Genomic DNA, 21,988 nt, shown 5'->3' with positions numbered 1-21,988 from the left:
GGAGAAACTCTAATAATAAGGTAAGATATCCAATATAAATACCTGTAGGGAGCGTGCGATGTATGAGAAAAACGACTGATGTCATCGGAGAGATGGTTTTCCATAATCAGATTTTGCCAGAAGATATTCCAAAGATTGACCTGTATATCGATCAGGTCATTCAATTGTTTGAATCGAGTTTTGTTGATTCTAAGCGCCGTTCCGATGAGAAAATCTTAACCAAAACGATGATTAACAATTATGCTAAAGGAAAATTATTTTATCCGGTTCACAACAAAAAATACAGCCGTGATCACATTATGTTGATTAGCTTGATTTATCAAATGAAAAGCGCTTTGTCGATCAATGACGTTAAGCAAGTGTTAACTGGAATTAATGAAAAGGCAGAACAAAAAGAATTAGATTTAGAGGCATTTTATCGCAGTTATTTAACCCTTCAGCAAAGCAACACAGAGGTTTTTGCGGATGCCTTAAAACACCAAACACAAGAAGCTGCCGATCAAGTTGTAGAAGTTAAAGACTCCGAAGAATTGGAGCGCGTACTGCTAATTGCGTCACTCGTACACACCAGCAATCTTTACCGAAGAGCGGCTGAAAAACTGGTAGACGAGATGGTGGAAAGGGTGGAAAAATAATGGTCAACATTCTTATTGATGCAGACGGATGTCCGGTTGTTGGGCAGACCATCGATTTGGCTAAAAAATTTCGCTTGCCTGTTGTTTTAATTTGCGACACTTCCCATGAAATGCATCGAGAAGGAGCAGAGACAATTACCGTATCAAAAGGAGCAGATGCTGTGGACTTTGTTCTCGTAAATCGTGTTAAAAAAGGGGATATTGTCGTCACTCAAGATTATGGACTTGCGGCAATGGTACTTGCCAAACGCGGAATTCCAATCGATCAAAATGGCCGTGTTTATTCAGATGAAAATATTGAACAGCTGCTCCACGGCCGTCATGTCGCCAAAAAAATTCGACAAAGTGGAGGCAGAATGAAAGGACCGAAAAAACGTCAGCCTGAAGATAATGAGAAATTTCAAGTGGCCCTAATCAAATTGCTAGAACAAGTCAGCGAAAATGAAAAAATGCTCGGGACCTAAAGTCGCCGAGCATTTTTTTACTTATTAGGTGCAATTAGATTGTCCAGCGATCGTTGACAATCGCTATTAACTGCCAATCACCACTACTGTTCTTTTCAAATACCATATTCAGGCTTTGCCAATCCATTTGTCCATACCGGTCTGTACCTGGGTAATAGTATTCGACAATCGTTGCTTGAGGATACAGCTGATGAATAAACTCGTGTGTAGTTGGTTGGATGGTCTGCCCATATCGCTCTTTAGCGGTGTAGGTCGCATTCATCAAGTACGCACTGTAATACTTAGCTGGTGTCAACTTGATTTCAAATCCGCTACCATCTTGATAACCCCATAGATAATTAGTGGAGTTTTTCATAAAGTTAGGTAACTGTGCTTTGGTAAAAGTGACGCCACCACTATCGATGCAGCCACCGCTGTAAGGACAGAAAGTTAATCCATCTGTTGAACTCACATAAGTTGCCACGTCACTAAATTTTTTGGCTTTCAGATCCGCCAAAATGTCGTTAGCTGTCATAAGCAATTTCTGTTTTTCAGGAATAAAAGACGGCTCGATCGCGCGTGCCAGAAATGCAGAAAATTGAGCGCGCGTTACTGGAACATCGGGGCGGAACGTATTATTCGAATAGCCACGTGCAACACCTTGGTGGGCAAGTCTTGATACGGCATCAAATGCAAAATGATTTGCACTCATGTCTTTAAACGTATTAGCCGGAGCTTCTGGAAAATAGAAGGCTCTGTCAAGCATTGCAACCGTTTGGGCACGAGTGACAGTCCAGTTTGGGCGGAAATAATTGTTCGGGAAACCGAAAACGATTTCCTCTTCAACGGCCGAAGCGATATAACCTGAGAACCGATTATTGGCGGATACATCTCTAAAGCCGGTCGAGCGGGAAGTGTCGTCTAAATTTAAGGCACGTCCAATCATCGCGACAGCGTGGGCACGTGTAACAGGATCGTTTGGTCGGAAGGTGCCATCACGGTAACCGTTGATGATTCCTTCTTCGTACAAGTAAGCAATTTCAAAAGCGAACGGGTGGCTGGCATACACATCATCAAACAAAACAATCGCTTTGGCGGGAGACAAAAACGAACTGAACATCAGGATGACAGCAGCAATTAAAGACAACAAAGTCTTCATATTGATCCCTCCCTATTTGATCTTATTTTACCACATCATAAAGATAAAAGTAACAAATAATTGTTATATAAAATAATAAATCAAGATTAATTTAACCAGCTACGCTTATATCACTAAAGTGCTTGTGTTCAAAGATAAATACAAAAAACGAGGCGGTAGTTCTAGGCGGAATCCTGTTATGAGAGAAAATTTACAGCGAGCTAAGTTCTGTTTAGTTAGTTTAGAAAACAGATAACGGGTATATAAAAGGAAGTGAGAAAATATATGTATTTTTATGGGGGAATTATGGATGAAGAAATCGACAATGAACACACTTATTGGCAGCGCACTTGCAGCGGCCTCTGGAATTTTTGTCTACCGCGCATACCAAGAAAGAAATGCAGTGCGTGTAGAACCGGATATAGATATGTACAATAGTTCAGAAATTGACGAACGCGAAAGTGTAGATGCTCTAGATGACTCCGCTGAGAAGGGTCTGTCTCAGTTAGACTCAGCTTACCGGGATGAATGGCAAGCCAATGCATTTCCACAAACTCATAAAGAAATGCGAGAGCTTGAAGAAGATAACTAAAAAGATGACCACGAGCGAAAGCAAAAGTTCTTTTTGCTTTCGCTTTTCTGTGTCGGAAATTCTTTGGATAAAAGAGAGGTGGGGAAAACTTTGTGGATTAAAAAACCGTTTTTTGAATACACAACGGCAATCTTGCTCGTTGCCATTACTTTGTTCTTTTTAGGAAAGATCGATTATATTTTTGAGCCATTGCAAATCATCGTCGCAACTATTTTTGCCCCTATTTTAATCGGTGGACTTCTTTATTACCTATTGCGTCCATTTGTGAAGGTACTGATGCGTTATGTATCTAAAATTATAGGAATTGGAATCGTCTTTGCAATCATTATTTTAACTTTATCTACCTTGCTTTATTTCTTCGGTCCTGTCATCACCAATCAAGTCGAAAGTTTGGCGAACTTAGCGCCTTCAAAAGTTGAAGAAGTAACCGAGGAATCGAATGATTTACTGGCTGATTTTAAATTAGGTGGAGTTACAGGTCCGGAGATAAAAGCAGGAGCTTTGAACTTTTTGGAAAATCTTTCAGAAAGCTTATTAAATAATGTCATGACTATTTTAACAACAGTCATGAATGTTGCGATTGTGCTAATCGTTGTCCCTTTTGTTCTGTTCTTTCTATTAAAAGATGACGAAAAGTTTATTCCGCATTTAACAAAGTATTTGCCTGAGGAACATAAGCCGGAAGGCAAAAAACTATTGAAGGATATTGATCGGACCCTTTCTGCATTTATTGTCGGTCAAGCGATTGTTGCTGCGGTTGTTGGGACTTTCATGTATATCGGCTATTTACTTATTGGATTGGATTATGCCCTTAGTTTAGCAATTTTTGCGATGTTCTTAATTATCGTTCCGTTTTTAGGTCCGCTGATTGGGATTATTCCTGCCCTGTTTGTTGCTTTAATGAGTGGCGATATATGGATGGCGGTAAAGGTGGTTTTGGTTTTACTAGTCGTACAGCAGCTTGAAGGGAATTTGGTGACACCCAATATTATGAGCAACCGATTAAACATTCATCCGTTGACAATCATCTTGTTGCTAATGATTGCCGGTGCTTTGTATGGATTTATTGGCATTTTGATTGCTATTCCAACATATGCAGTAGTGAAAACGCTCGTTCATAACTTTCGACTATTTAATCGTTTGTGGAAAAAAAGAGGAGTTGCTAACAAAGAGGTCATTTAGTCCCTTTATTTTTGCTAAATGTTAGTTATTTTCTATCAAAGGTTCTGAAAATCAGAAAATTGTGATATATTAATGTTCAGAAGGATTGAAAATTGAAAAAAGGGGGATTTAAAATGAAGAAATGGAGTCTTTTAGCACTATTGCTAGCAATGATATTCGTCATTGCTGCCTGTGGATCAGATGAAGCTGAAGAAGATGCGACAAGTGATGACGGAAGCAGTAAAGCAGAAAAATACACAGTAGGAATCGACACAACTTATCCGCCATTCGAATTTGAAGTGGACGGAGAATATACAGGAATCGATATCGATTTGATTACAGCGATTGCTGAAAACCAAGGTTTTGAAATTGAATTCAGCCCAATGGATTTTGGCGGAATTATCCCAGCTTTGCAAGCAGATCAATTGGATGTTGCGATTGCTGGTATGAGTATTACAGATGAGCGTAAAGCAGTAGTAGACTTTTCTGATCCTTATTTTGATGCAGGTTTGTCTCTTGTTGTCGCAGCAGATAATGAAGAAATTAATTCTTTAGAAGATCTTGAAGGCAAGACGGTAGCTGTTAAGAGTGGGACAACTGGTGCTCAGTTTGCTCGTGATAACGAAGCGGAATATGGCTACACAGTAGCACAGTTCGAAGATAGCCCATCTATGTTCCAAGAAGTTTCAAATGGTAACGCAGCTGTGTTGCTAGAAGATTACCCAGTTATTGCTTATGCTATTGCGGAAAGTGGACTTGATTTGAAAACAGCAGGCGAACGTTTAACAGGAGATCAATACGGAATTGCTGTACTAAAAGGTGAAAACGCAGAAGTTCTTAAACAAATCAATGCAGGTCTACAAGAATTACGCGACAGTGGTGAGTACGATAAAATTTTAGCGAAGTACATCGCAGAATAAACTAAAAATGTAGCGCGCATAAGCGCGCTGCATTTTTTTATTCAAAGGAGATGTGAAAATGGATACGATTGTTAATGCCTTTCCATATTTAATGGAAGGTCTGAAAGTAACGTTATATATATTTGCGATTGCCATTGTCCTTGGATTTTTAATCGGTTTAATTGTTGCGTTGTTTAGACTGGCACCGTTGAAAATTTTAAATTGGATTGCGAAAATTTTTGTTGATGCGATTCGCGGAACACCATTTATTGTCCAGTTATTCTTTATCTATTTTGGTTTGAACTCTTTAGCTTTTATTTCTTTGGATAATACGACTGCTGGTATTGTAACGGTAGCGATTAATGCAGGTGCTTACTTCTCAGAAATCATTCGTGCAGGTATTCAGTCGATTGATAAAGGACAGACAGAAGCTGCGCGGTCACTTGGATTGAATTCAACGCAAAATATGCGCTATATCATTTTGCCTCAAGCTTTCAGACGCATGTTGCCGACAATTACGAACCAGGCAATCATTTCACTGAAAGATACTTCCTTGCTGTCAGTCATTGGGGTGGCAGATTTGACGCAAGAAGGGCGTATTCAGGCCAGCGCCACATTTGACGCGTTTAATGTGTACTTAATCCTAGGAATTATATACTTCGTCATCATATACTTGCTCTCCATGCTGGCGAGCTATGTAGAAAGGAAGTTTGTTTTACGATGACTATGATACGAGTAGAAAATTTAAAAAAATCATTCGGCAAGCTGGAAGTTATAAAAGATATGAGTACCGTTGTAGAAGAAAAAGAAGTGATTTGTGTTATTGGTCCTTCTGGGTCGGGAAAAAGCACCTTTCTTCGCTGCTTAAACCGACTAGAGGAAATTACAGGTGGTCATGTTTATATCGAAGAAACGGATATTACAAATCCGAAAGTAGATATCAATAAAATTCGTCAAGACGTCGGAATGGTGTTTCAGCAATTTAATCTGTTTCCTCACAAATCGGTTTTGGAAAACGTCATTCTAGCACCGATGAAAGTAAAAAAAGGGGACAGAAAATCCGCTGAGAAAAAGGCCTATGAATTGTTAGACAAAGTTGGACTTCGTGAAAAAGCGAAGGCGTATCCAGGCGAACTTTCCGGCGGTCAAAAGCAGCGTGTGGCAATTGCTCGCGCACTGGCAATGGATCCGAAAATTATGCTTTTTGATGAACCAACTTCAGCACTCGACCCGGAGATGGTAGGCGATGTGCTAGATGTTATGAAGCAACTAGCGCGCGAAGGGATGACCATGGTCGTCGTGACACATGAAATGGGATTCGCCGCTGAAATGGGTGACCGCGTGTTGTTTATTGACGGAGGTTATATTGTTGAAGAAAACGTACCGAAAGAATTGTTCGGCAATCCACAACATGAGCGGACAAAAGCGTTTTTGAGTAAAGTATTGTAGAGAAATGCGCCTCTGGGCGTATTTTTTTATGGATTTTAGCATTTGGACAGTATTTGGTGTGAATTGGACAGTATTTGCTCAAATCGGACAGTATTTCATTCCATTCCGACAGTATTTACAACAAACCCGATAGTATTTGAAAAATATGGAATAAAACATCGGACAAAAAACCGGTCTGGATGGGAATCCAGACCGGTTTGCGTTCAATCGCTTTTATTCTTCGTCAAAAACGTGAACTTTTGTCATTTTATCGCCATTACTCATTGCTTTAGCCGTTTCAAGTCCTGAAGTCACTTGGCCGAAAACAGTGTGAACGCCGTCAAGATGCGGTTGTGGTGCGTGAACGATAAAGAATTGGCTTGAACCTGTGTCTTTACCAGCATGTGCCATTGAAAGGCTTCCTGCTTGGTGCTTACGTGGGTTGCCTTGAGTTTCACATTTGATTGTTTTGCCGCTGCCGCCAGCACCAGTACCAGTTGGGTCGCCGCCTTGGCTTACAAAGCCAGGAATTACGCGGTGGAATGTTACGTCATTGTAGAAACCTGAGTTTGCAAGGTCCTCAAAGTTTTTAACCGTGTTGGGTGCTTCGTTCGGGAAAAGTTCGAATTCGATGATTTCGCCGTTTTCCATGTGGATGTGTCCTTTTTTCGCCATGTGTAAACATCTCCTTTATAATTGGTTCATTTCCCAGTATATCGATTTTTTGGGTGGCTGTATAATCATTTGCCACATTGTAAGGCTTTTAATGAACCGCCTTCTATGACAAGCAAATCCCAATGCTGTTGCTTTACCTAAACCTTTCATAACGACAACTACTTTTTGTTAAGTCCTAAGTCCGCTGCATTCATCCTTTTATCTGTATCTACCCTCCAGGTTATGAATGGAATACAGAGTATTCAAACTTTTCTTTTTTTAATTTCCGTCATAAGTCCAATGGCGTGAAATAGGGGTAAATATGATAGGATATAGGTATTGAGTAGATTAGGAGTGTTATAAATGGAAGAACGCGAAGTTTTTGATATAACGATTATCGGCGGCGGGCCAACGGGCTTGTTTGCTTCCTTTTACGGCGGTATGCGCAAAATGAAAGTGAAAATTATTGACAGTTTGCCACAGCTTGGTGGTCAGCTGACTGAACTATATCCGGATAAATTCATTTACGATATTGGTGGATTTCCCAAAATATTAGCAAAAGATTTAGTGGACAATTTAGTTCAACAAGCAAAATATGGAGATCCTGAAATTTGTTTAGAGGAATCGGTAACAGCTGCTGAACGTCATGGTGATCATTTTGTGATTCAAACAGACAAAGGTCTTCATTACACAAAAGTAATTTTATTGACTGCTGGCGTTGGAGCATTCCAACCTCGCAAACTTGCAGTTGAAGGATGCGAAGCATTCGAAGGGAAATCGCTGCATTACGGCGTAAAAGATTTAACGGTCTTCAGCGATAAAAAAGTAGTGGTTCTAGGCGGAGGCGATTCAGCAGTCGACTGGTCGATGATGCTTGAAAACGTCGCCTCGCATGTAACGCTAAGCCACCGCAGAGAGAAAATGACTGCACACGAAGCAAACATTGATGTCTTAATGGCATCAAAAGTAGAGGTGAAAAAGCCATTTGGTGTCAAAGAGTTGGTCGGTGAAAACGGCCAGGTCCGTGAGCTTATACTGATTGATAAAGAGGGCAACGAAGAACGCCTTGAAGTCGATCATGTAATTTGTAACTACGGTAATATCACTTCTCTAGGTGCCATTAAAGAATGGGGTCTTGAGATGGATAAAAACTCCGTCATCGTTAATTCTAAGATGGAAACAAGTATTCCGGGTATTTATGCGGCAGGTGACATCGCCACGTACGATGGCAAAGTGAAATTAATCGCGGTAGGTTTCGGCGAAGCACCGACAGCCATCAACAACGCTAAATCTTATTTGGATCCAAAATCGAAAGTTCAACCATTGCATAGTACGAGCGTTTTCAAATAAAAGAGAAAAGATCCGGTACCTTTTAAAGGTGCCGGATCTTTTATTGCCTTTTTTTGTTTTTTACGAGGGGGTCATATGAAGCAGCCTTTAAAAATGAAATGCCCATTAAAATAATAACGAGTGAAAAAGGTAATGCCGCAATGATTAATGCGTTTTGAAGACCTTGTGTGCCGCCGGTATAAATAACGATTGCGGCAACTGCTGATTGAATTAAGCCCCACGTAATCTTCACCAAATTTGGCGGATTCAACATGCCACCGGTCGTTTGCATGCCGAGAACAAATGTAGCTGAATCGGCAGAAGTGATAAAAAAGATGGCGATAACAACCAATGTAATAATGGATAGTAAAGTTCCAAGTGGATAATATTGCAATACACCAAAAGTGGCTGTTTCTAAACTATACTCAGAAATTTTGGCAATATTGTTTTGTTCTAAATTCAATGCAGAAACGCCAAATACTGCGAAAAAGATGAAACAAACGAGTGAAGGTACTAGTAAAACACCTAGCATAAACTCCTTAACTGTGCGCCCACGCGAAATACGAGCGATAAAAATACCGACAAACGGCGCCCATGAAATCCACCAAGCCCAGTAAAATACGGTCCAGGCATTAACCCAAGTACGACGTTCCTCATTAACTGGCTCGAGATTAAAGCTCATGGAAAAGAAGTTTGTTAAATAACCGCCAATAGCATCAGAGAACGAATTGAAGATATAAAGTGTAGGTCCAACAATCAATAACAGAAGAAGTAGAACAAACGCCAAAACCATATTAATATTGCTCAAATATTTAATGCCACGACCAATACCGGACCAAGCAGAAGCGATGAAAAGAACTGTAGCCACCGCAAGAATCAACACTTGGAATGTAAATGTATTGGGGGTACCAAAAAGAAACGAAATTCCTTCATTGATTTGAGCAGATCCGAATCCAAGTGTTGAAGCTACACCGATAACAGTTGCAAAGACGGCCAACACATCAATCATTTTACCAAGTGGTCCAGCCATTAGTTTTTCACCGAACAAAGGAATTAACGTCGCGCTGATCAACCCAGGTGCATCGTTATGGAATTTGAAATAAGCCAAAACCAACGCGACGATTCCGTAAATTGCCCATGCATGCAGACCCCAATGAAAAAATGAGAATTGCATTGCTTCTTGAATTGCTTCGTTAGATCCGAGTTCAGATTTTGGGGCGCTAATGAAGGCGTGCGAAATTGGCTCGGCTGTAGTCCAGAAAACTAACCCCATACCCATTCCTGCACTAAACAACATTGAAAACCAAGAAACGAGAGAGAATTCTGGTTTGTCTTCAGGTTTCCCCAACTTTAACGTTGAAAACTTAGAAAAAATTAAATAAATACAAAAAGCTAGAATTAGAAAAACCGTCAGAAGGTAGTACCAGCCGAATGTATTTGAAATCGCCACAGTCCATTCCCCTGTTTGTGACTTGAAACTGTCAGGTGAAGACAACCCCCAAACAACCAATCCTAAACAAATTAATAATGAAGTCCAAAAAACAACCGTAACATTTTTCAAGTAGCTCTCTCCTTTAAGTTTCGTTAAATAACTTTTTAAGTTTCCCTAATTTCAATGGAATAAACGCTGTAGAACTTTTTTGTTAATAAGTCTAAGAAATCCCTTAGTTTTATTACAGTTTGTAATAAAGTTTAAATCTGTGTCATGAAATTGTGATATTCTATCTGTCGTTCTGTCATGTTCTTGACATGTCGAGGTGTTATGATCATTCCTGTTAGTGAAAAGGAGGAATTTCAATTTATGAAAAAACATATCGTTACACTAACTGCTATTGCAGTGTTAAGTGTGGGAGCAGCTACTACAGCTAGCGCTTCATCGTCATATACAGTTCAATCAGGGGATACACTCTGGGGGATTTCACAAGATAAGAACGTATCGGTAGAAAGCTTAAAGGGATGGAATAATCTATCTTCAGATTTGATCTTGCCAAGTCAAGAACTTGAAATTGATGGGCAGGCAGCAACACCAAAAACAGATAGCTCGACATATACCGTAAAATCAGGCGATACATTATTCGAAATCGCGAGTGCACACGGAATTTCATTAGATAGCTTAACGAGCTGGAATGGTATTTCAGGCTACATGATTTACCCAGGTGATACGTTGACAGTTAAAGGCGGAACTGCCGTAGCTGAAAAAGCACCTGCTAAAACAGCATCTGCACCAGCAAAATCTACTGCACCAGCACCAACGCCAGCAAGTGCACCTGCTGAAAAAGCACCAACACAAGCTTCAACGCAAGCTGGTAAAACAATGACAGTTTCTGCAACAGCTTATACAGCTTATTGCGCAGGATGCTCAGGTACGACTGCAACAGGAATTGATCTTCGTGCAAATCCAAACCAAAAAGTAATCGCAGTAGATCCTTCAGTTATTCCACTGGGCTCTAAAGTATGGGTAGAAGGATATGGAGAAGCGATCGCTGGAGATACTGGTGGCGCAATTAAAGGTAATAAAATTGATGTCTTTATCCCAACGCAAGGCGAAGCCCTAAACTGGGGACGTAAAAACATTACTATTAAAGTATTAAACTAAACATTACTATGCTACAAAGCCGAGGTGTCCACTCCCTTGGCTTCTTTTTTTTGATCTTTTTTATGTAAAAAAATTGATTTTTACTAGTCTGGTTGCAAAAAACGGTATTAAAGGAGTATAGTAATTGTATTCAGAATATTAAAATAAAAAGGAGGTTTGTGAAATGGCGGAAAAAGATAAGAATTTTTCTCGGCGAGATTTTCTAAAAACTTCAGGTATTGCAACAGGTGCTTTAATTGGCGGAGGGATTATTGGTGGATTAATTGGCGCGAATACAAACAAGCAAGACAATGCGACAGATTCTTCTAGCAGTTCAGGTGGAACGAAAGAAGCTTCTAGTAGCATTAGAGGATTAACGTTTTTTAAAAGTATGGCAGATTTTGAAGTTTTGTCTCAAGCTACGGAGCGAATTTTTCCTGAAGATGATTTAGGACCGGGTGCAATTGGTTTAGCTGTGCCTTATTTTATTGATAATCAACTAGCAGGTAGCTACGGTGAAAATTCGAAAGAATACATGCAGGCGCCATTTGCGCAAGGGGAGCCTACACAAGGTTATCAAAGTCGATTAAAGCGAAATGAGATGTTTATACAAGGCATTCAATTAATGCAAGAAGAAGCCGACAGTCGGTTTAAAACTAAATTTGTTGATTTAGAAGGCGAACAAATGGATGAAATTTTAACAGCTTTCCAAGAAAATGAAATTAAAATGAGGGGTGTTGAATCTCAGTTCTTTTTCCGATTATTGAGACAAGCAACTTTAGAGGGAGCTTATGCTGATCCGATTTATGGTGGAAATGCCAATATGGATGGCTGGCAAATGAAAGGCTTTCCTGGACATCAGCTTGCTTATATTAAAGACATCGAAAGTGAAGATTTTGTAGAAATCAAACCGAAATCTCTTGGCATGAATCATTAACTGAAAAGGGGGAATCGATATGGTGACAACTTTGGAAGGCGTTGATGTAGTAACCGTAGGAGTCGGGTGGACAGGTGGTATTATTGCTGCTGAATGTTCAAAAGAAGGATTGAAAGTGGTGGGACTAGAACGTGGTCGTGAGCGTGGCACTGCGGATTTTAGTATGGTCCACGATGAATACCGTTACGCTGTCCGCTATGAGTTGATGCAGGATCTGTCGAAGGAGACACTGACGTTTCGAAATAATCGTAAGCAACGCGCATTGCCAATGCGTCAATTAGGATCATTTTTACTCGGTGAAGGATTAGGGGGGTCAGGAACGCATTGGAATGGTCAAACCTGGCGTTTTCTTCCGTATGATTTTGAAATAAAAACCATGACAGATAAAAAATACGGCGCAAATAAACTATCGGCTGATTACACCATTCAAGATTGGGGAATCACTTATGACGAGTTAGAGCCTTATTTTGACCGTTTTGAAAAAACAATTGGTCTTTCAGGAGAAGATAAAAATCCGTTTTGGGGCAAGCGATCAAGTGACTTTCCAACGCCACCCATGAAAAAAACACCCATTTTGCAACGTTTTGAAACAGCAGCGACTAGTTTGGGTTATTCACCGTTTATGATGCCTTCTGCTAACTTATCAGAAGCTTACGAAAATCCAGATGGGCAGAAAATCAACGCTTGTCAATATTGTGGATTTTGTGAGCGCTTTGGCTGTGAGTACGGGGCTAAAACTTCACCGGAGATAACCGTTGTGCCAACAGCTAAAGAAACGGGTAATTATGATGTCAGATTCAATTCAAATGTTGTCGAAGTGATGAAAGAAGGAGACAAGGTAACGGGCGTAAGGTACTACGACACGGTCACGTTCGAAGAATTTATACAGCCTGCAAATGTTGTTGTTCTGACCAGTTACGTCATGAATAATGCCAAATTGTTAATGGTTTCAAACATCGGTCAGCAATACGATCCGGAAACAGGTCAAGGATCTTTAGGTAAAAATTATGCATATCAAATTCTTCCGGGTGCTACAGGATTTTTTGACGAACAAATGAATACATTTATGGGCGCAGGAGCTCTTGGCATGACGATAGATGATTTTAATGGCGACACCTTTGACCATGGAGATCTTGATTTTATTCACGGTGCGAGCTTGTCTTCAACTCAAACTGGATCTCGGCCAATTCTATCTAACCCGACACCTCCAGGAACCCCGTCGTGGGGCGCAGAATTTAAAAAAGCATCAATAGAGAACTTTACAAGAACCTTAAGTGTTGGTGGCCAAGGAGCTTCGATGCCACACAAAGAGAACTTCTTAGGACTTGATGATACGTATAAGGATATTTACGGCGTTCCATTATTGCAACTGACATATAACTTTACAGACCAAGACCGTGCACTTCACAGCTATATTACGGAAAAAGCAGCTGGAATTGTGAAAGAAATGGGTGCGAAAACAGTTGCTGCAAGTGGAGAGATTACAGATTATGACATCGTGCCGTATCAGACTACTCATAATACGGGTGGAACGATAATGGGCGCAGATCCTGCTACGAGTGTAGTCAATAACTTCTTGCAACACTGGGATGCAGAAAATTTATTTGTTATAGGAGCTGGGAATTTTGCTCATAATGGCGGCTACAATCCAACGGGAACTGTCGGAGCACTGGCTTACCGTTGTGCAGAAGGTATTATTCGTTATAGCCGCGAAGGCGGATCACTCGTCTAATAAAGGAGGAAGAACAACATGGGAGGATTAGCTTCAATTGGCGTGCCGGGCTTAATCATTATTTTAGTCATTGTTTTAATTATATTTGGACCAAAAAAATTGCCCGAAATCGGTGGAGCAGTCGGGAAAACATTTTCTGAATTCAAGCGTTCAACAAAAGGCTTAATGGATGACGATGACGAAGAAACCGTCAAAAAAGAAAAGGTCGAGGATAAAGACTTAAAAAAATCTGAGAAATTATGAAGGTGGTTAAATGGATCCGTATGGAGACAAAAAATTAACAAGTCCACTGCATAAAAAAGCAGAACAGTTAGAAAACCCTGCGGAGGAGACTTCGGAAAAGGTGACGGAATCTCCTGTTCAAAAGCCAGAAGAGCCCAAGGAAGAACCGGAAATGCGAGTGGAAAATTTAGTTGACCATCTAGGAGAATTGAGAAAGCAACTTATTAAAAGTGTGATTGTTTTCTTGTTCTTCCTACTAGTTGTTTTCTCAACGTTAAATTTTTGGTTTCCTTATATTGTTAAGGGAAATAATTTGGTTATTTTAGGGCCTTTGGAAGTTATTAAATTTTACACGTCAATATCCGCAACATTAGCTTTAGGATTGTCTTTACCATTTCTAATTCATTTTATTTGGCAATTTGTTAAACCAGGACTTGAAGAAAAAGAGGCTCGTTTTCTAGGTCTTTACTCTCCAGTCATGTTTTTACTGTTTGTTTTGGGACTGGCATTTGGTTACTTTATCGTCAATCCGCTCAGTTTTCAATTTTTGATTGGTTTAGGGATGGCGAATTTCGATGTCATGATTTCAGCAAATGAATACATTCACTTTTTGATTATGACAACCGTTCCGTTAGGTTTACTGTTTGAGATGCCGATTATCGCTTTATTTTTATCATCCATTGGCATATTAACTTCCGTTTCAATGAAAAAGGTCCGAAAATGGTCTTATCTCGTGTTGGCCATTGTTTCAGCTTTGATCACTCCACCGGATTTTTTGAGTCAGTTGTTAGTGTTGATTCCAATGGCAGGTCTTTATGAAGCGAGTATTTTCATCATCAAGAAAACAGAAGATAAAAAAGCGATACGAGAAGAAACCGTTCAATAAAAAGAGAATTGTCCCATAAGTCCCTAAAAACAGACGGAGAAAAAGCATTTCTTTTCTTCGTCTGTTTTTATAGTGAGCGCCTTGAAAGCAGTTGGTAAATGCCAGCTACTTTCAGGAGATTGTGGGTCCATGCCATAATCTTGACCTCCGCGTGTACTTTATGGAGGTCCCGGAGAAGGAATCGCCGGAACGACCGATTGCCTTTGATAGGACCGAACACACTTTCTCGGTCAATTTTGCGTTATCTGTTCAAAGAGGACGTCCATCAATACTTTTCCGTGCTGTCCTTTGGGGAAGTCATCTTCGGATTTCACATAAAATCGGTCTTTCTGTAAGGCGGGGATGGGGATTTTCATTTTACAGAAATGGACGGTTTTTGTCTCCTGATTTATGTCTAAAATAGCTGATGGGAATGGACATTTGTCCTTTCTCATAAATGCACAAAGAGGCTACCCCTTAAAAGTCACTTTTCATGGCTTTTGGGACAGTCCTTATTTTAGTTGAATGAAAATTCTGATATTTAATGGCAATTAAACTATATCTGCTATACACTGAAAGAGTAGGGAAGCGTCAGAGAATTCGGAAGTGGAAAGTGAATATCCATAATGAGGAGGATGCGACATGACAGTAGAAATCAAAGAAATCCAAGACTTAAAAGCAATGGATGTCTCAAAGCTAGTGGAAGAAAGTGAAGCAGAAGGCTATCGTTTTCTAAGAAGACTTGTCGATCAGTACGAAGATGGGAGCAATACATTCAATAAAACCGCCGAAGTGTTATATGGAGTATGGGATCACCAGGATCATTTGGTAGCTATCGGTGGATTAAACCGTGATCCTTATTCCAGTAAAGAAAGTGTAGGGAGACTGCGGAGGTTCTATATTTCTACGAATGCTCGCAGACAAGGGATTGGCACAAAACTATTACAGAAAATTATTGAAGATGCAAAAGGACATTTCCATGAGCTTGTTGTTCGGACAGATTCTTCTGTTGCAGATGCCTTTTACAGAGCAAATGGATTTTCTGGAGATTTGGGATTACCAGAGGCAACTCATGGAATCGTATTAGAGCAGGAACATCGAAAAAAGGCAGAGTAATATACCCAACAAAACGGCTTACTAGAGTAAGTCGTTTTGTTTTGTCTAAAATTATTTGCATAAGCTCGTCTAGCGCGCTGAAATATGTGGTACGGTAAAAACAACTGGCAGCATAGTACTTCTTTTAGAGGACAAGAAACTGCTCAAATCGAAATAGACTTTAGGAGAGATTACATGAAAATGTCAAATTGGAAAGGCGCAGCAGGTGTCTGTGTCAACGAAAAAAACGAAGTATTATTAGTATTACAAGGCATACCTGGTGAGGAAAAGAAATGGACGGTACCAGCAGGCGGTATTGAAGGCAAGGAAACGGCAGAACAATGCTGCATGCGTGAATTCTTTGAAGAAACCGGATTGACGGTTCAAATTATAGAGAAATTGGATGCTAGAACTGGTGAATACGAGGACTCGGCCGTATCGTTTGAAGTTACTTATTTTAAAGTGAAAGTAACGGGTGGCGAAATCGTACTTCACGCTGAAGATGAGTGGATTACAGATGTAGCTTGGAAATCTATAGCTGAACTACGAGAATTAGAGCTGGCTTATCCGGATGACGCAGCGCTGATCGAATCTTTAGCAGTGCATTAATCAATTGATTTTCTTGGATTATAAAAAATCAAAACGGGTAATTATGGTATAACAACAATCCAAGGAGGTGTTTTGGATGAAGAACGACCAGGGAAAAAAAGAAGGTGAAAGACTGATTCCAGAAGTTGAGCCACGTCGAAATATGCCGCCTGAAAAGGAAATGGACCCGATGCCAAACAGAGATTTGGAATACGAAGAAAACTCAAATGAAAAATACAGAGATCATACACCGCAAAAAGAGTAAGCAAGCCATGTACTGGCTTGCTTTTTGCATCGTATTGAATAGGAAGGGGACATAGCAATGCCGCAATATACGTTTAAACATGCAATTTGGCATGAGGAAGACGGCGTTGAAGATTATAATTTCCGCAAATTTCTTCCTAAAAATAAAAAAATGCACAATTGGATCGACCAGTCGAAAAATACGGCTGTTAATATACTTCATACTCACACGGTGGATCGTGGCCAAGAAGCACTATGGGGATCATTGATTTACCGACAAAGCGCAAAATCCAAGGATTCACGTGAAGTTTTTCACTTTTACTTATCAGAAGAGGTCTTCGTCACGAATAAAATTGATTTTGAACAAGATGCTGATTTGGAGAAAGATGAAATTTTGCGTCAAATGGAAAACGCCACTTCTACTATAGAAATAATGAATATTATTCTTGGAGAAATGGTTGCTTCCATCTTACATAAAATAGATAGTTTTGAGGAACGTTTGCATGATTTACTATGGGCAATCAAAGAAGAAAATAATAAGAAAACCTTAGGAGAAATTGAGAATATTCGGCATGAAATTTTATTGTGGAAACATTTAATTATGGGATTTCAAGAAATTAAAATGGCGATTAAAGAAACTTTCGGTAAAAAAGTTGCAGAAGAAGTCGAATACCAACGCACGGCTGATCGGATTGATCGCTGTGTTATGCTCGTTAACGCGTATGAAGATGAAGTGAATAACATGGTTGATATCGAAAATGTAGTAGCTAATTACCGAGGCAATGAAATTATGAAAACGTTAACGGTACTAACTACCTTATTTACGCCGGTTATGGCGTGGGGAGCTCTTTGGGGAATGAATTTTGAGAACATGCCGGAGTTAAAATGGCAGATAGGCTATATCATGTCGATAGTGGTGATTATCGGTACTACCTTTGTCCTTTATCTTTATCTAAAGCGAAAAGGGTGGATGGGAGATATTCTACAGTCTATTGGTCGAACTACATCCGGGAAAAAATAAAACCACAGCGAGGCAATAGCCCCGCTGTGGTTTTATGTTGCTTTATCTCTTTCTAGCTCTTGCAGCAACTCCGTATAAACGTAAAGGTCTTGGTTTCCATGTTTTTCTACGTAATCTGTAACCAATTCTACTAAGTCCCTTCGCTGACGTTCTACAGCAACAAGCTTTTCCTTCATGGATTGTCGTTTCCACAGTTCCGCATCTTGGACATCTTCCATCTTCTCGAGCATGTCAATTTCTGCAAGTAAAACCAAAGCTTCCGTTTTTTTGTCTTCGTACTTTTTTAAAGCTTTTTCTACTTTTCGGGTGTCATTATCAAAAGTTAATCTGGAATACATAGACATATTCTGACCACCTTTCTGAGAAACCGCTGTTAATTATCATTACCCCGTTTCTTAAGAGTTATCCCTACTTCTTTCAATGAATTCAGTTGAAGGAAGAATATTCTGACGAATTATTGACGAATTGGATATGAAATTGTATGATGATAACAATACATTAAGGAGGTGGGTAAGATGAATCAAACTGGTAAGCGCATGACAGAATGTCAAGAATATCTCTACATTCTTCATGGCGTTACTTTCACTGGAGTAGCTGGACGGGAGAAATCTGTCTTTTTTCAGCCAACAAAATCGAGTGAATACTACCAGTAAGAGACATCTGCCTACAATCGAATTTTGACAAAGGCATGCCTCTTGGCGTGCCTTTTTGTGTGCATGTCTCTTCATTAGGAAGGAAGAGCATAATGATTATTAGCCAGTTTCAACAAGTAATGTGCCATTTTGCAACGCAAAAAATATTCAATCATATAAAAGGAGAAGTCTCAGAAGGTCAACGCATTGGACTTGTCGGAAGAAACGGAGAAGGAAAGTCAACGCTATTAAATGTACTCGCGGGAACTTTGCAGCCAACTGAAGGAGTCGTGACGTGGAAAAAAGGCAGTAAGATCGGTCTGTTAGAACAATCCCCTGATGAGCAGCCAGAGCAAACGGTAGAACAATTATTAAAAGCTGTGTTTTTAGCGTTAAATGCTTTGCAGGAGCAGTTAACGAAGATGGAAAAGCAGATGGAAACTGTCGATCCCGATGAAATGGAGTGTATTCTTCTTCGTTACGGAGCGATGCAAGATGATTTTATTCAACGCGGTGGTTACGACATCGACATGAGAATCGACCAAGTGTTAAACGGGTTAAAGATTAAGTCGTTAAAATTTGCACAATGGGGACAGTTAAGCGGTGGTGAAAAAACGAAAGTGGGGTTGGCAAAGTTACTTTTGCAAAAACCAGATTTGCTCCTGCTCGACGAGCCGACAAATCATTTAGATTTAGACGCGATTGAATGGCTCGGTTCATTTATTAGCCATTATAAAGGAACGATTGTCCTTGTATCTCACGACCGCTATTTTTTGGATGAAACGGTTACGCACATTTGGGAATTGGAACAAGGTGAGTTGATTCAATACACAGGAAATTATTCGAGCTATGTAAAAGAACGGGAAGCTCGCTTATTAGTAGAGTTTCAGCACTATCAAGACCAGCAAAAGAAAATTCAAAAGATGAAAGAGGCAATCAAACGATTGAGAGAATGGGCCAATCGAGCAAATCCGCCTAATGCAGGTATGCATCGGCAAGCGAAAAGCATGGAAAAAGCGTTACACCGAATTGAAGTTCTCGACCGTCCTCTGTTATCGAAAAAACAGATGGCATTAAATTTGAAAATAGACGGACGTAGTGGCAAGGATGTTGTGCATCTGGATGGGGTGTGGAAAGAATTTGGAGAGCGTATGCTGTTTCAAGACATTGCAATGCATATCCGTTACGGAGAACGAGTAGCGATTGTTGGCTCAAATGGGACAGGAAAAACGACATTGCTAAACATGATGGTTGGGAAAGAGTCAGCTGATGCCGGAGATGTAAAGTTAGGAAGTAACTTATCAATTGGCTATTTATCTCAATACACATTAGAGATGGATAATGATAGAAACGTTATAGAAGAATTTCGTGAAGCAATTGCTGTTTCGGAATACGATGCACGTCCAATGCTCGCTCAATTTTTGTTTTTTGGCAATATGGTATTTCAACCGGTGCGACAGCTTAGCGGTGGAGAGCGAATGAGGTTGCGACTCGCACAGTTGATGCATCAACATCATAATCTACTAATTTTAGACGAACCGACAAATCATTTAGATCTAGAAGCAAAAGAAGTGATGGAAGAGTCGTTAAGTGATTTTTCAGGAACGATTATTGCAGTTTCACATGATCGTTATTTTTTAGATAAGCTATTTCCTGTTACTTACTGGCTCAAAAATGAAACAATTGAACGATTTGAGGGAGGCTATTCGACTACGAGAGAAAAAGTAGCAAGTTCTATCGAATAAAAAAAAGAGCTTATCCGATTTTCGGATAAGCTCTTTTGCTAATGATCCACAAAATTATTCGTTGCTTTTTTCAGTAGGATCTATCCATACTTGCGACCAATTTTGAATTTCATCCATAACAGGTTGTAACGACCGTCCTTTTTCGGTTAAAGCATATTCAATCCGTACAGGCGTCTCAGGATAAACTGTGCGTGTAATTAAGCCTTGTGCTTCCAAGCTTTTCAGTCGTTCAGATAACAGCCGTCCACTGATACCAATGATCTCGGTTAATTCGCTAAAACGTTGGGATCCAGAAAGTAGTTGGTAAATAATCAGCCCAGTCCAGCGTTGACTGAGCAGGGAAATAGCTGTCTCGAAACGAGGGCAGATGATGGAAGTATCCATGCTCATCACTCCTTTTCTAACATAGTAGCATAAATGCCAACTATTTTAAAAGAATTTAATTACTTGACGTAATTAAGTATTTAAAATATAGTTAGTTACATAAAGTAACTAATTGAAAAGAGGGTTAAAAGCAATGGATTTTCACAACAAGCCCGTTACACATGTAGGTGAAATCGGATTGAAAGTAGTCGATATAAAGAAAATGAAAGAGTTTTACACAGAGGTAATTGGATTTGAAGTGATTTCCGAAGAACCGCATTTAGTAGCACTGGGTGCTGGCGGTAATGTATTGGTTAGACTTGAAGTAATTGAAGGGATTTCATCGAAACAAGGTCGTTACACTGGGCTGTATCATCTAGCTATTTTATTACCGACTCGACAAGCACTAGGGAAAATTCTTGTGCACCTTCATCAACAAGGAATTGAATTAGGTTCGTCTGATCATTTAGTTAGTGAAGCGTTATATATATCAGACCCAGAAGGCAATGGCATCGAAATTTATAGAGACCGTACACCAGATCATTGGAATTGGCGTAATGAGGAAGTATCGATGGCGGTAGAACCAATTGATGCACAAGGTTTAATTGAGGAAGCTCAGAAATCTCCTATGCTTTGGTGTGGACTACCCGCTGAAACGGTTATGGGTCATATTCATTTACATGTTTCGAATTTAACAGAAGCTAAAAACTTCTATACAGAAGGATTAGGGCTTGAAGTCGTTTCGAGGTTAGGGCGGCAAGCGTTATTTGTCGCAGATCAAAAATACCATCATCATATTGGGTTGAATATGTGGAATGGTGAAGGAATTCCCGCGCTACCTGAGAAAGAAGCCGGGTTGAATTACTATACATTAATAATGGAGAAGGAAAATCGTGATAAAGCAATCGAAAACTTACGCTCACGAGGAACAGAAATAATCAAACGGGATGAGTATTGGGAAGTTAAAGATCCATCAGGAAATAGTATTCGTTTAGTTGTTTGATTGCAGTAAAAAGGACTGCCCCATAAATCTCTAAAATAAGACAGGCGGAGAAAAAAAGTTCCTTTTTCTCCGCCTGCTTTTTGAATTGCCGTCGAGAATATAGAAAGTAGTTATGGGTGTCAGCTACTTTCAGAAGCTTGTGGGCCAATGCCACAAGCGTAAACTCGGTTTGTCCTTTTTCGAGACTACACAGGTGAAATTTCCCGAACGATCGATTGCCCTCAATAAACGAACACGCTTTCCCCTTCAGTTTTGCGTTTGCCTGAAACTTGTATCATCAATTTATTTTCGTAAGCTTTGCTGTCATGCTGTCACATGCAAAAGGGACTGCGCGTAAAAAATCATTGTTTATGATCTTTTGCGGCAGCCCCTTTTTACTAATTCTGAGAAACTACGATGCAACTATTGTCTAATGAGGTATAGGCTGTAGTAGTAAATGCTGCTTGCACAGGAATTTTTGATGTTATTTGATTTTCTTCAGGTATCTCAGGAACACGATTCTCACGTGTTTCGGTATATGCGTACATACTTTCTTGGCTGATCGCTTTTTCTAAAGGATTGCCGTAAAAAGTTAAGAGAATTAATCCACATGCTCCAACAATTAAAGTGATGCCTAAAAATGAAAGGAATCCCTTCATAGTAAATCCCGCCTTTTGTGTTTGCTTACTATACCAAACGTTGCATCTCG

Annotated in this window: 27 protein-coding genes; 20 read left to right on the top strand and 7 right to left on the bottom strand. The window is 39.9% G+C overall.

The annotated features are described in order from the left end of the window. Positions 1-62 precede the first annotated feature (62 nt). Entirely contained in the window at positions 63-635 is a 573-nt protein-coding gene (locus tag QMF37_RS05940) for a DUF1836 domain-containing protein (RefSeq protein ID WP_283477207.1), read from the top strand. Continuing rightward, a complete protein-coding gene (locus QMF37_RS05935; RefSeq protein ID WP_058386512.1) occupies positions 635-1,099 on the top strand; it encodes a YaiI/YqxD family protein in 465 nt (154 codons plus the stop codon). Before QMF37_RS05940 ends, QMF37_RS05935 begins: the two co-directional genes overlap by 1 nt. Before the next feature lie 34 nt (positions 1,100-1,133). Here the strand turns inward: QMF37_RS05935 and QMF37_RS05930 are convergent, their stop codons facing one another. Beyond that, the gene (locus tag QMF37_RS05930) at positions 1,134-2,237 is read right to left on the bottom strand and encodes an S-layer homology domain-containing protein (protein WP_071153453.1); all 1,104 of its coding nucleotides are present in this window, start codon (positions 2,235-2,237) and stop codon (positions 1,134-1,136) included. 289 nt (positions 2,238-2,526) lie between these two features. On the opposite strand from QMF37_RS05930, the gene QMF37_RS05925 reads away from it, so the two are divergent. The 5 genes from QMF37_RS05925 to QMF37_RS05905 all read left to right on the top strand — a co-directional run bounded on the left by QMF37_RS05925 (position 2,527) and on the right by QMF37_RS05905 (position 6,317). Beyond that, positions 2,527-2,808: a hypothetical protein gene (locus QMF37_RS05925; protein ID WP_071153454.1), complete on the top strand. Its 282-nt coding sequence runs from the start codon at positions 2,527-2,529 to the stop codon at positions 2,806-2,808. Between the two features lie 90 nt (positions 2,809-2,898). Continuing rightward, a complete protein-coding gene (locus QMF37_RS05920; protein WP_071153455.1) occupies positions 2,899-3,990 on the top strand; it encodes an AI-2E family transporter in 1,092 nt (363 codons plus the stop codon). 113 nt (positions 3,991-4,103) lie between these two features. Then, the gene (locus QMF37_RS05915; protein ID WP_071153456.1) at positions 4,104-4,889 is read left to right on the top strand and encodes a transporter substrate-binding domain-containing protein; all 786 of its coding nucleotides are present in this window, start codon (positions 4,104-4,106) and stop codon (positions 4,887-4,889) included. Positions 4,890-4,947: 58 nt separating this feature from the next. After that, on the top strand, positions 4,948-5,592 hold the full coding sequence (locus QMF37_RS05910; RefSeq protein ID WP_058386507.1) for an amino acid ABC transporter permease: 645 nt from the start codon (positions 4,948-4,950) through the stop codon (positions 5,590-5,592). Beyond that, complete coding sequence (locus tag QMF37_RS05905) at positions 5,589-6,317, top strand: amino acid ABC transporter ATP-binding protein (protein ID WP_283477202.1); 729 nt, start codon at positions 5,589-5,591, stop codon at positions 6,315-6,317. Before QMF37_RS05910 ends, QMF37_RS05905 begins: the two co-directional genes overlap by 4 nt. A 213-nt stretch (positions 6,318-6,530) precedes the next feature. Here the strand turns inward: QMF37_RS05905 and QMF37_RS05900 are convergent, their stop codons facing one another. Then, on the bottom strand, positions 6,531-6,971 hold the full coding sequence (locus QMF37_RS05900) for a peptidylprolyl isomerase (RefSeq protein ID WP_058386505.1): 441 nt from the start codon (positions 6,969-6,971) through the stop codon (positions 6,531-6,533). Between the two features lie 342 nt (positions 6,972-7,313). On the opposite strand from QMF37_RS05900, the gene QMF37_RS05895 reads away from it, so the two are divergent. Beyond that, positions 7,314-8,300 (top strand): NAD(P)/FAD-dependent oxidoreductase, encoded by a 987-nt coding sequence (locus QMF37_RS05895; RefSeq protein ID WP_058386504.1) that lies wholly within the window; start codon positions 7,314-7,316, stop codon positions 8,298-8,300. 40 nt (positions 8,301-8,340) lie between these two features. Here QMF37_RS05895 and QMF37_RS05890 read toward each other — a convergent pair whose 3' ends face one another. Continuing rightward, positions 8,341-9,840: a BCCT family transporter gene (locus QMF37_RS05890; protein ID WP_071153458.1), complete on the bottom strand. Its 1,500-nt coding sequence runs from the start codon at positions 9,838-9,840 to the stop codon at positions 8,341-8,343. A 240-nt stretch (positions 9,841-10,080) separates the two neighbouring features. On the opposite strand from QMF37_RS05890, the gene QMF37_RS05885 reads away from it, so the two are divergent. From QMF37_RS05885 to tatC, 5 genes are all read left to right on the top strand, one after another. Then, entirely contained in the window at positions 10,081-10,875 is a 795-nt protein-coding gene (locus QMF37_RS05885; RefSeq protein WP_058386502.1) for a LysM peptidoglycan-binding domain-containing protein, read from the top strand. Between the two features lie 163 nt (positions 10,876-11,038). Beyond that, positions 11,039-11,791, top strand: a complete 753-nt coding sequence (locus tag QMF37_RS05880) for a gluconate 2-dehydrogenase subunit 3 family protein (RefSeq protein ID WP_071153459.1) — start codon at positions 11,039-11,041, stop codon at positions 11,789-11,791. A gap of 19 nt (positions 11,792-11,810) precedes the next feature. Continuing rightward, a complete protein-coding gene (locus QMF37_RS05875) occupies positions 11,811-13,523 on the top strand; it encodes a GMC family oxidoreductase (RefSeq protein ID WP_078080089.1) in 1,713 nt (570 codons plus the stop codon). An 18-nt stretch (positions 13,524-13,541) separates the two neighbouring features. After that, positions 13,542-13,766 carry a twin-arginine translocase TatA/TatE family subunit gene (gene tatA, locus QMF37_RS05870; protein ID WP_058386499.1) on the top strand — a complete coding sequence of 75 codons (225 nt, stop codon included), beginning with the start codon at positions 13,542-13,544 and terminating at the stop codon, positions 13,764-13,766. Positions 13,767-13,776: 10 nt separating this feature from the next. Further along, positions 13,777-14,631 (top strand): twin-arginine translocase subunit TatC, encoded by an 855-nt coding sequence (gene tatC / locus QMF37_RS05865; RefSeq protein ID WP_283477190.1) that lies wholly within the window; start codon positions 13,777-13,779, stop codon positions 14,629-14,631. Between the two features lie 67 nt (positions 14,632-14,698). On the opposite strand, the gene QMF37_RS05860 is transcribed toward tatC, so the two are convergent. Then, complete coding sequence (locus QMF37_RS05860) at positions 14,699-14,866, bottom strand: transposase (RefSeq protein WP_143039512.1); 168 nt, start codon at positions 14,864-14,866, stop codon at positions 14,699-14,701. A 386-nt stretch (positions 14,867-15,252) separates the two neighbouring features. Here QMF37_RS05860 and QMF37_RS05855 point away from each other — a divergent pair, with 386 nt between their 5' ends. The 4 genes from QMF37_RS05855 to QMF37_RS05840 all read left to right on the top strand — a co-directional run bounded on the left by QMF37_RS05855 (position 15,253) and on the right by QMF37_RS05840 (position 17,557). After that, positions 15,253-15,726: a GNAT family N-acetyltransferase gene (locus tag QMF37_RS05855; protein ID WP_283477187.1), complete on the top strand. Its 474-nt coding sequence runs from the start codon at positions 15,253-15,255 to the stop codon at positions 15,724-15,726. 174 nt (positions 15,727-15,900) lie between these two features. Continuing rightward, positions 15,901-16,314 carry an NUDIX hydrolase gene (locus tag QMF37_RS05850; RefSeq protein WP_316833999.1) on the top strand — a complete coding sequence of 138 codons (414 nt, stop codon included), beginning with the start codon at positions 15,901-15,903 and terminating at the stop codon, positions 16,312-16,314. Positions 16,315-16,390: 76 nt separating this feature from the next. Next, positions 16,391-16,558, top strand: coding sequence for a hypothetical protein (locus QMF37_RS05845; RefSeq protein ID WP_169835249.1), 168 nt, complete (start codon positions 16,391-16,393; stop codon positions 16,556-16,558). A 57-nt stretch (positions 16,559-16,615) separates the two neighbouring features. Continuing rightward, positions 16,616-17,557 (top strand): magnesium transporter CorA family protein, encoded by a 942-nt coding sequence (locus QMF37_RS05840; RefSeq protein WP_071153463.1) that lies wholly within the window; start codon positions 16,616-16,618, stop codon positions 17,555-17,557. A gap of 32 nt (positions 17,558-17,589) precedes the next feature. Here the strand turns inward: QMF37_RS05840 and QMF37_RS05835 are convergent, their stop codons facing one another. Beyond that, positions 17,590-17,901, bottom strand: a complete 312-nt coding sequence (locus QMF37_RS05835) for a hypothetical protein (RefSeq protein ID WP_071153464.1) — start codon at positions 17,899-17,901, stop codon at positions 17,590-17,592. A 171-nt stretch (positions 17,902-18,072) separates the two neighbouring features. Between QMF37_RS05835 and QMF37_RS05830 the strand changes: the two genes are divergently transcribed. Continuing rightward, positions 18,073-18,210, top strand: a complete 138-nt coding sequence (locus QMF37_RS05830; protein WP_156423932.1) for a hypothetical protein — start codon at positions 18,073-18,075, stop codon at positions 18,208-18,210. 92 nt (positions 18,211-18,302) lie between these two features. Further along, positions 18,303-19,934 carry a ribosomal protection-like ABC-F family protein gene (gene abc-f / locus QMF37_RS05825; RefSeq protein WP_283477181.1) on the top strand — a complete coding sequence of 544 codons (1,632 nt, stop codon included), beginning with the start codon at positions 18,303-18,305 and terminating at the stop codon, positions 19,932-19,934. A 54-nt stretch (positions 19,935-19,988) separates the two neighbouring features. On the opposite strand, the gene QMF37_RS05820 is transcribed toward abc-f, so the two are convergent. After that, positions 19,989-20,318 carry a winged helix-turn-helix transcriptional regulator gene (locus tag QMF37_RS05820; protein WP_058386492.1) on the bottom strand — a complete coding sequence of 110 codons (330 nt, stop codon included), beginning with the start codon at positions 20,316-20,318 and terminating at the stop codon, positions 19,989-19,991. A gap of 133 nt (positions 20,319-20,451) precedes the next feature. Between QMF37_RS05820 and QMF37_RS05815 the strand changes: the two genes are divergently transcribed. After that, entirely contained in the window at positions 20,452-21,300 is an 849-nt protein-coding gene (locus tag QMF37_RS05815; protein WP_071153467.1) for a VOC family protein, read from the top strand. 377 nt (positions 21,301-21,677) lie between these two features. Here QMF37_RS05815 and QMF37_RS05810 read toward each other — a convergent pair whose 3' ends face one another. Further along, positions 21,678-21,938 carry a hypothetical protein gene (locus QMF37_RS05810; RefSeq protein ID WP_283477176.1) on the bottom strand — a complete coding sequence of 87 codons (261 nt, stop codon included), beginning with the start codon at positions 21,936-21,938 and terminating at the stop codon, positions 21,678-21,680. Positions 21,939-21,988 lie beyond the last annotated feature (50 nt).

Source organism: Planococcus sp. S3-L1, assembly GCF_030063085.1.
Classification (GTDB): domain Bacteria; phylum Bacillota; class Bacilli; order Bacillales_A; family Planococcaceae; genus Planococcus; species Planococcus kocurii.
This window is presented reverse-complemented; position numbering and strand designations above follow the sequence as displayed.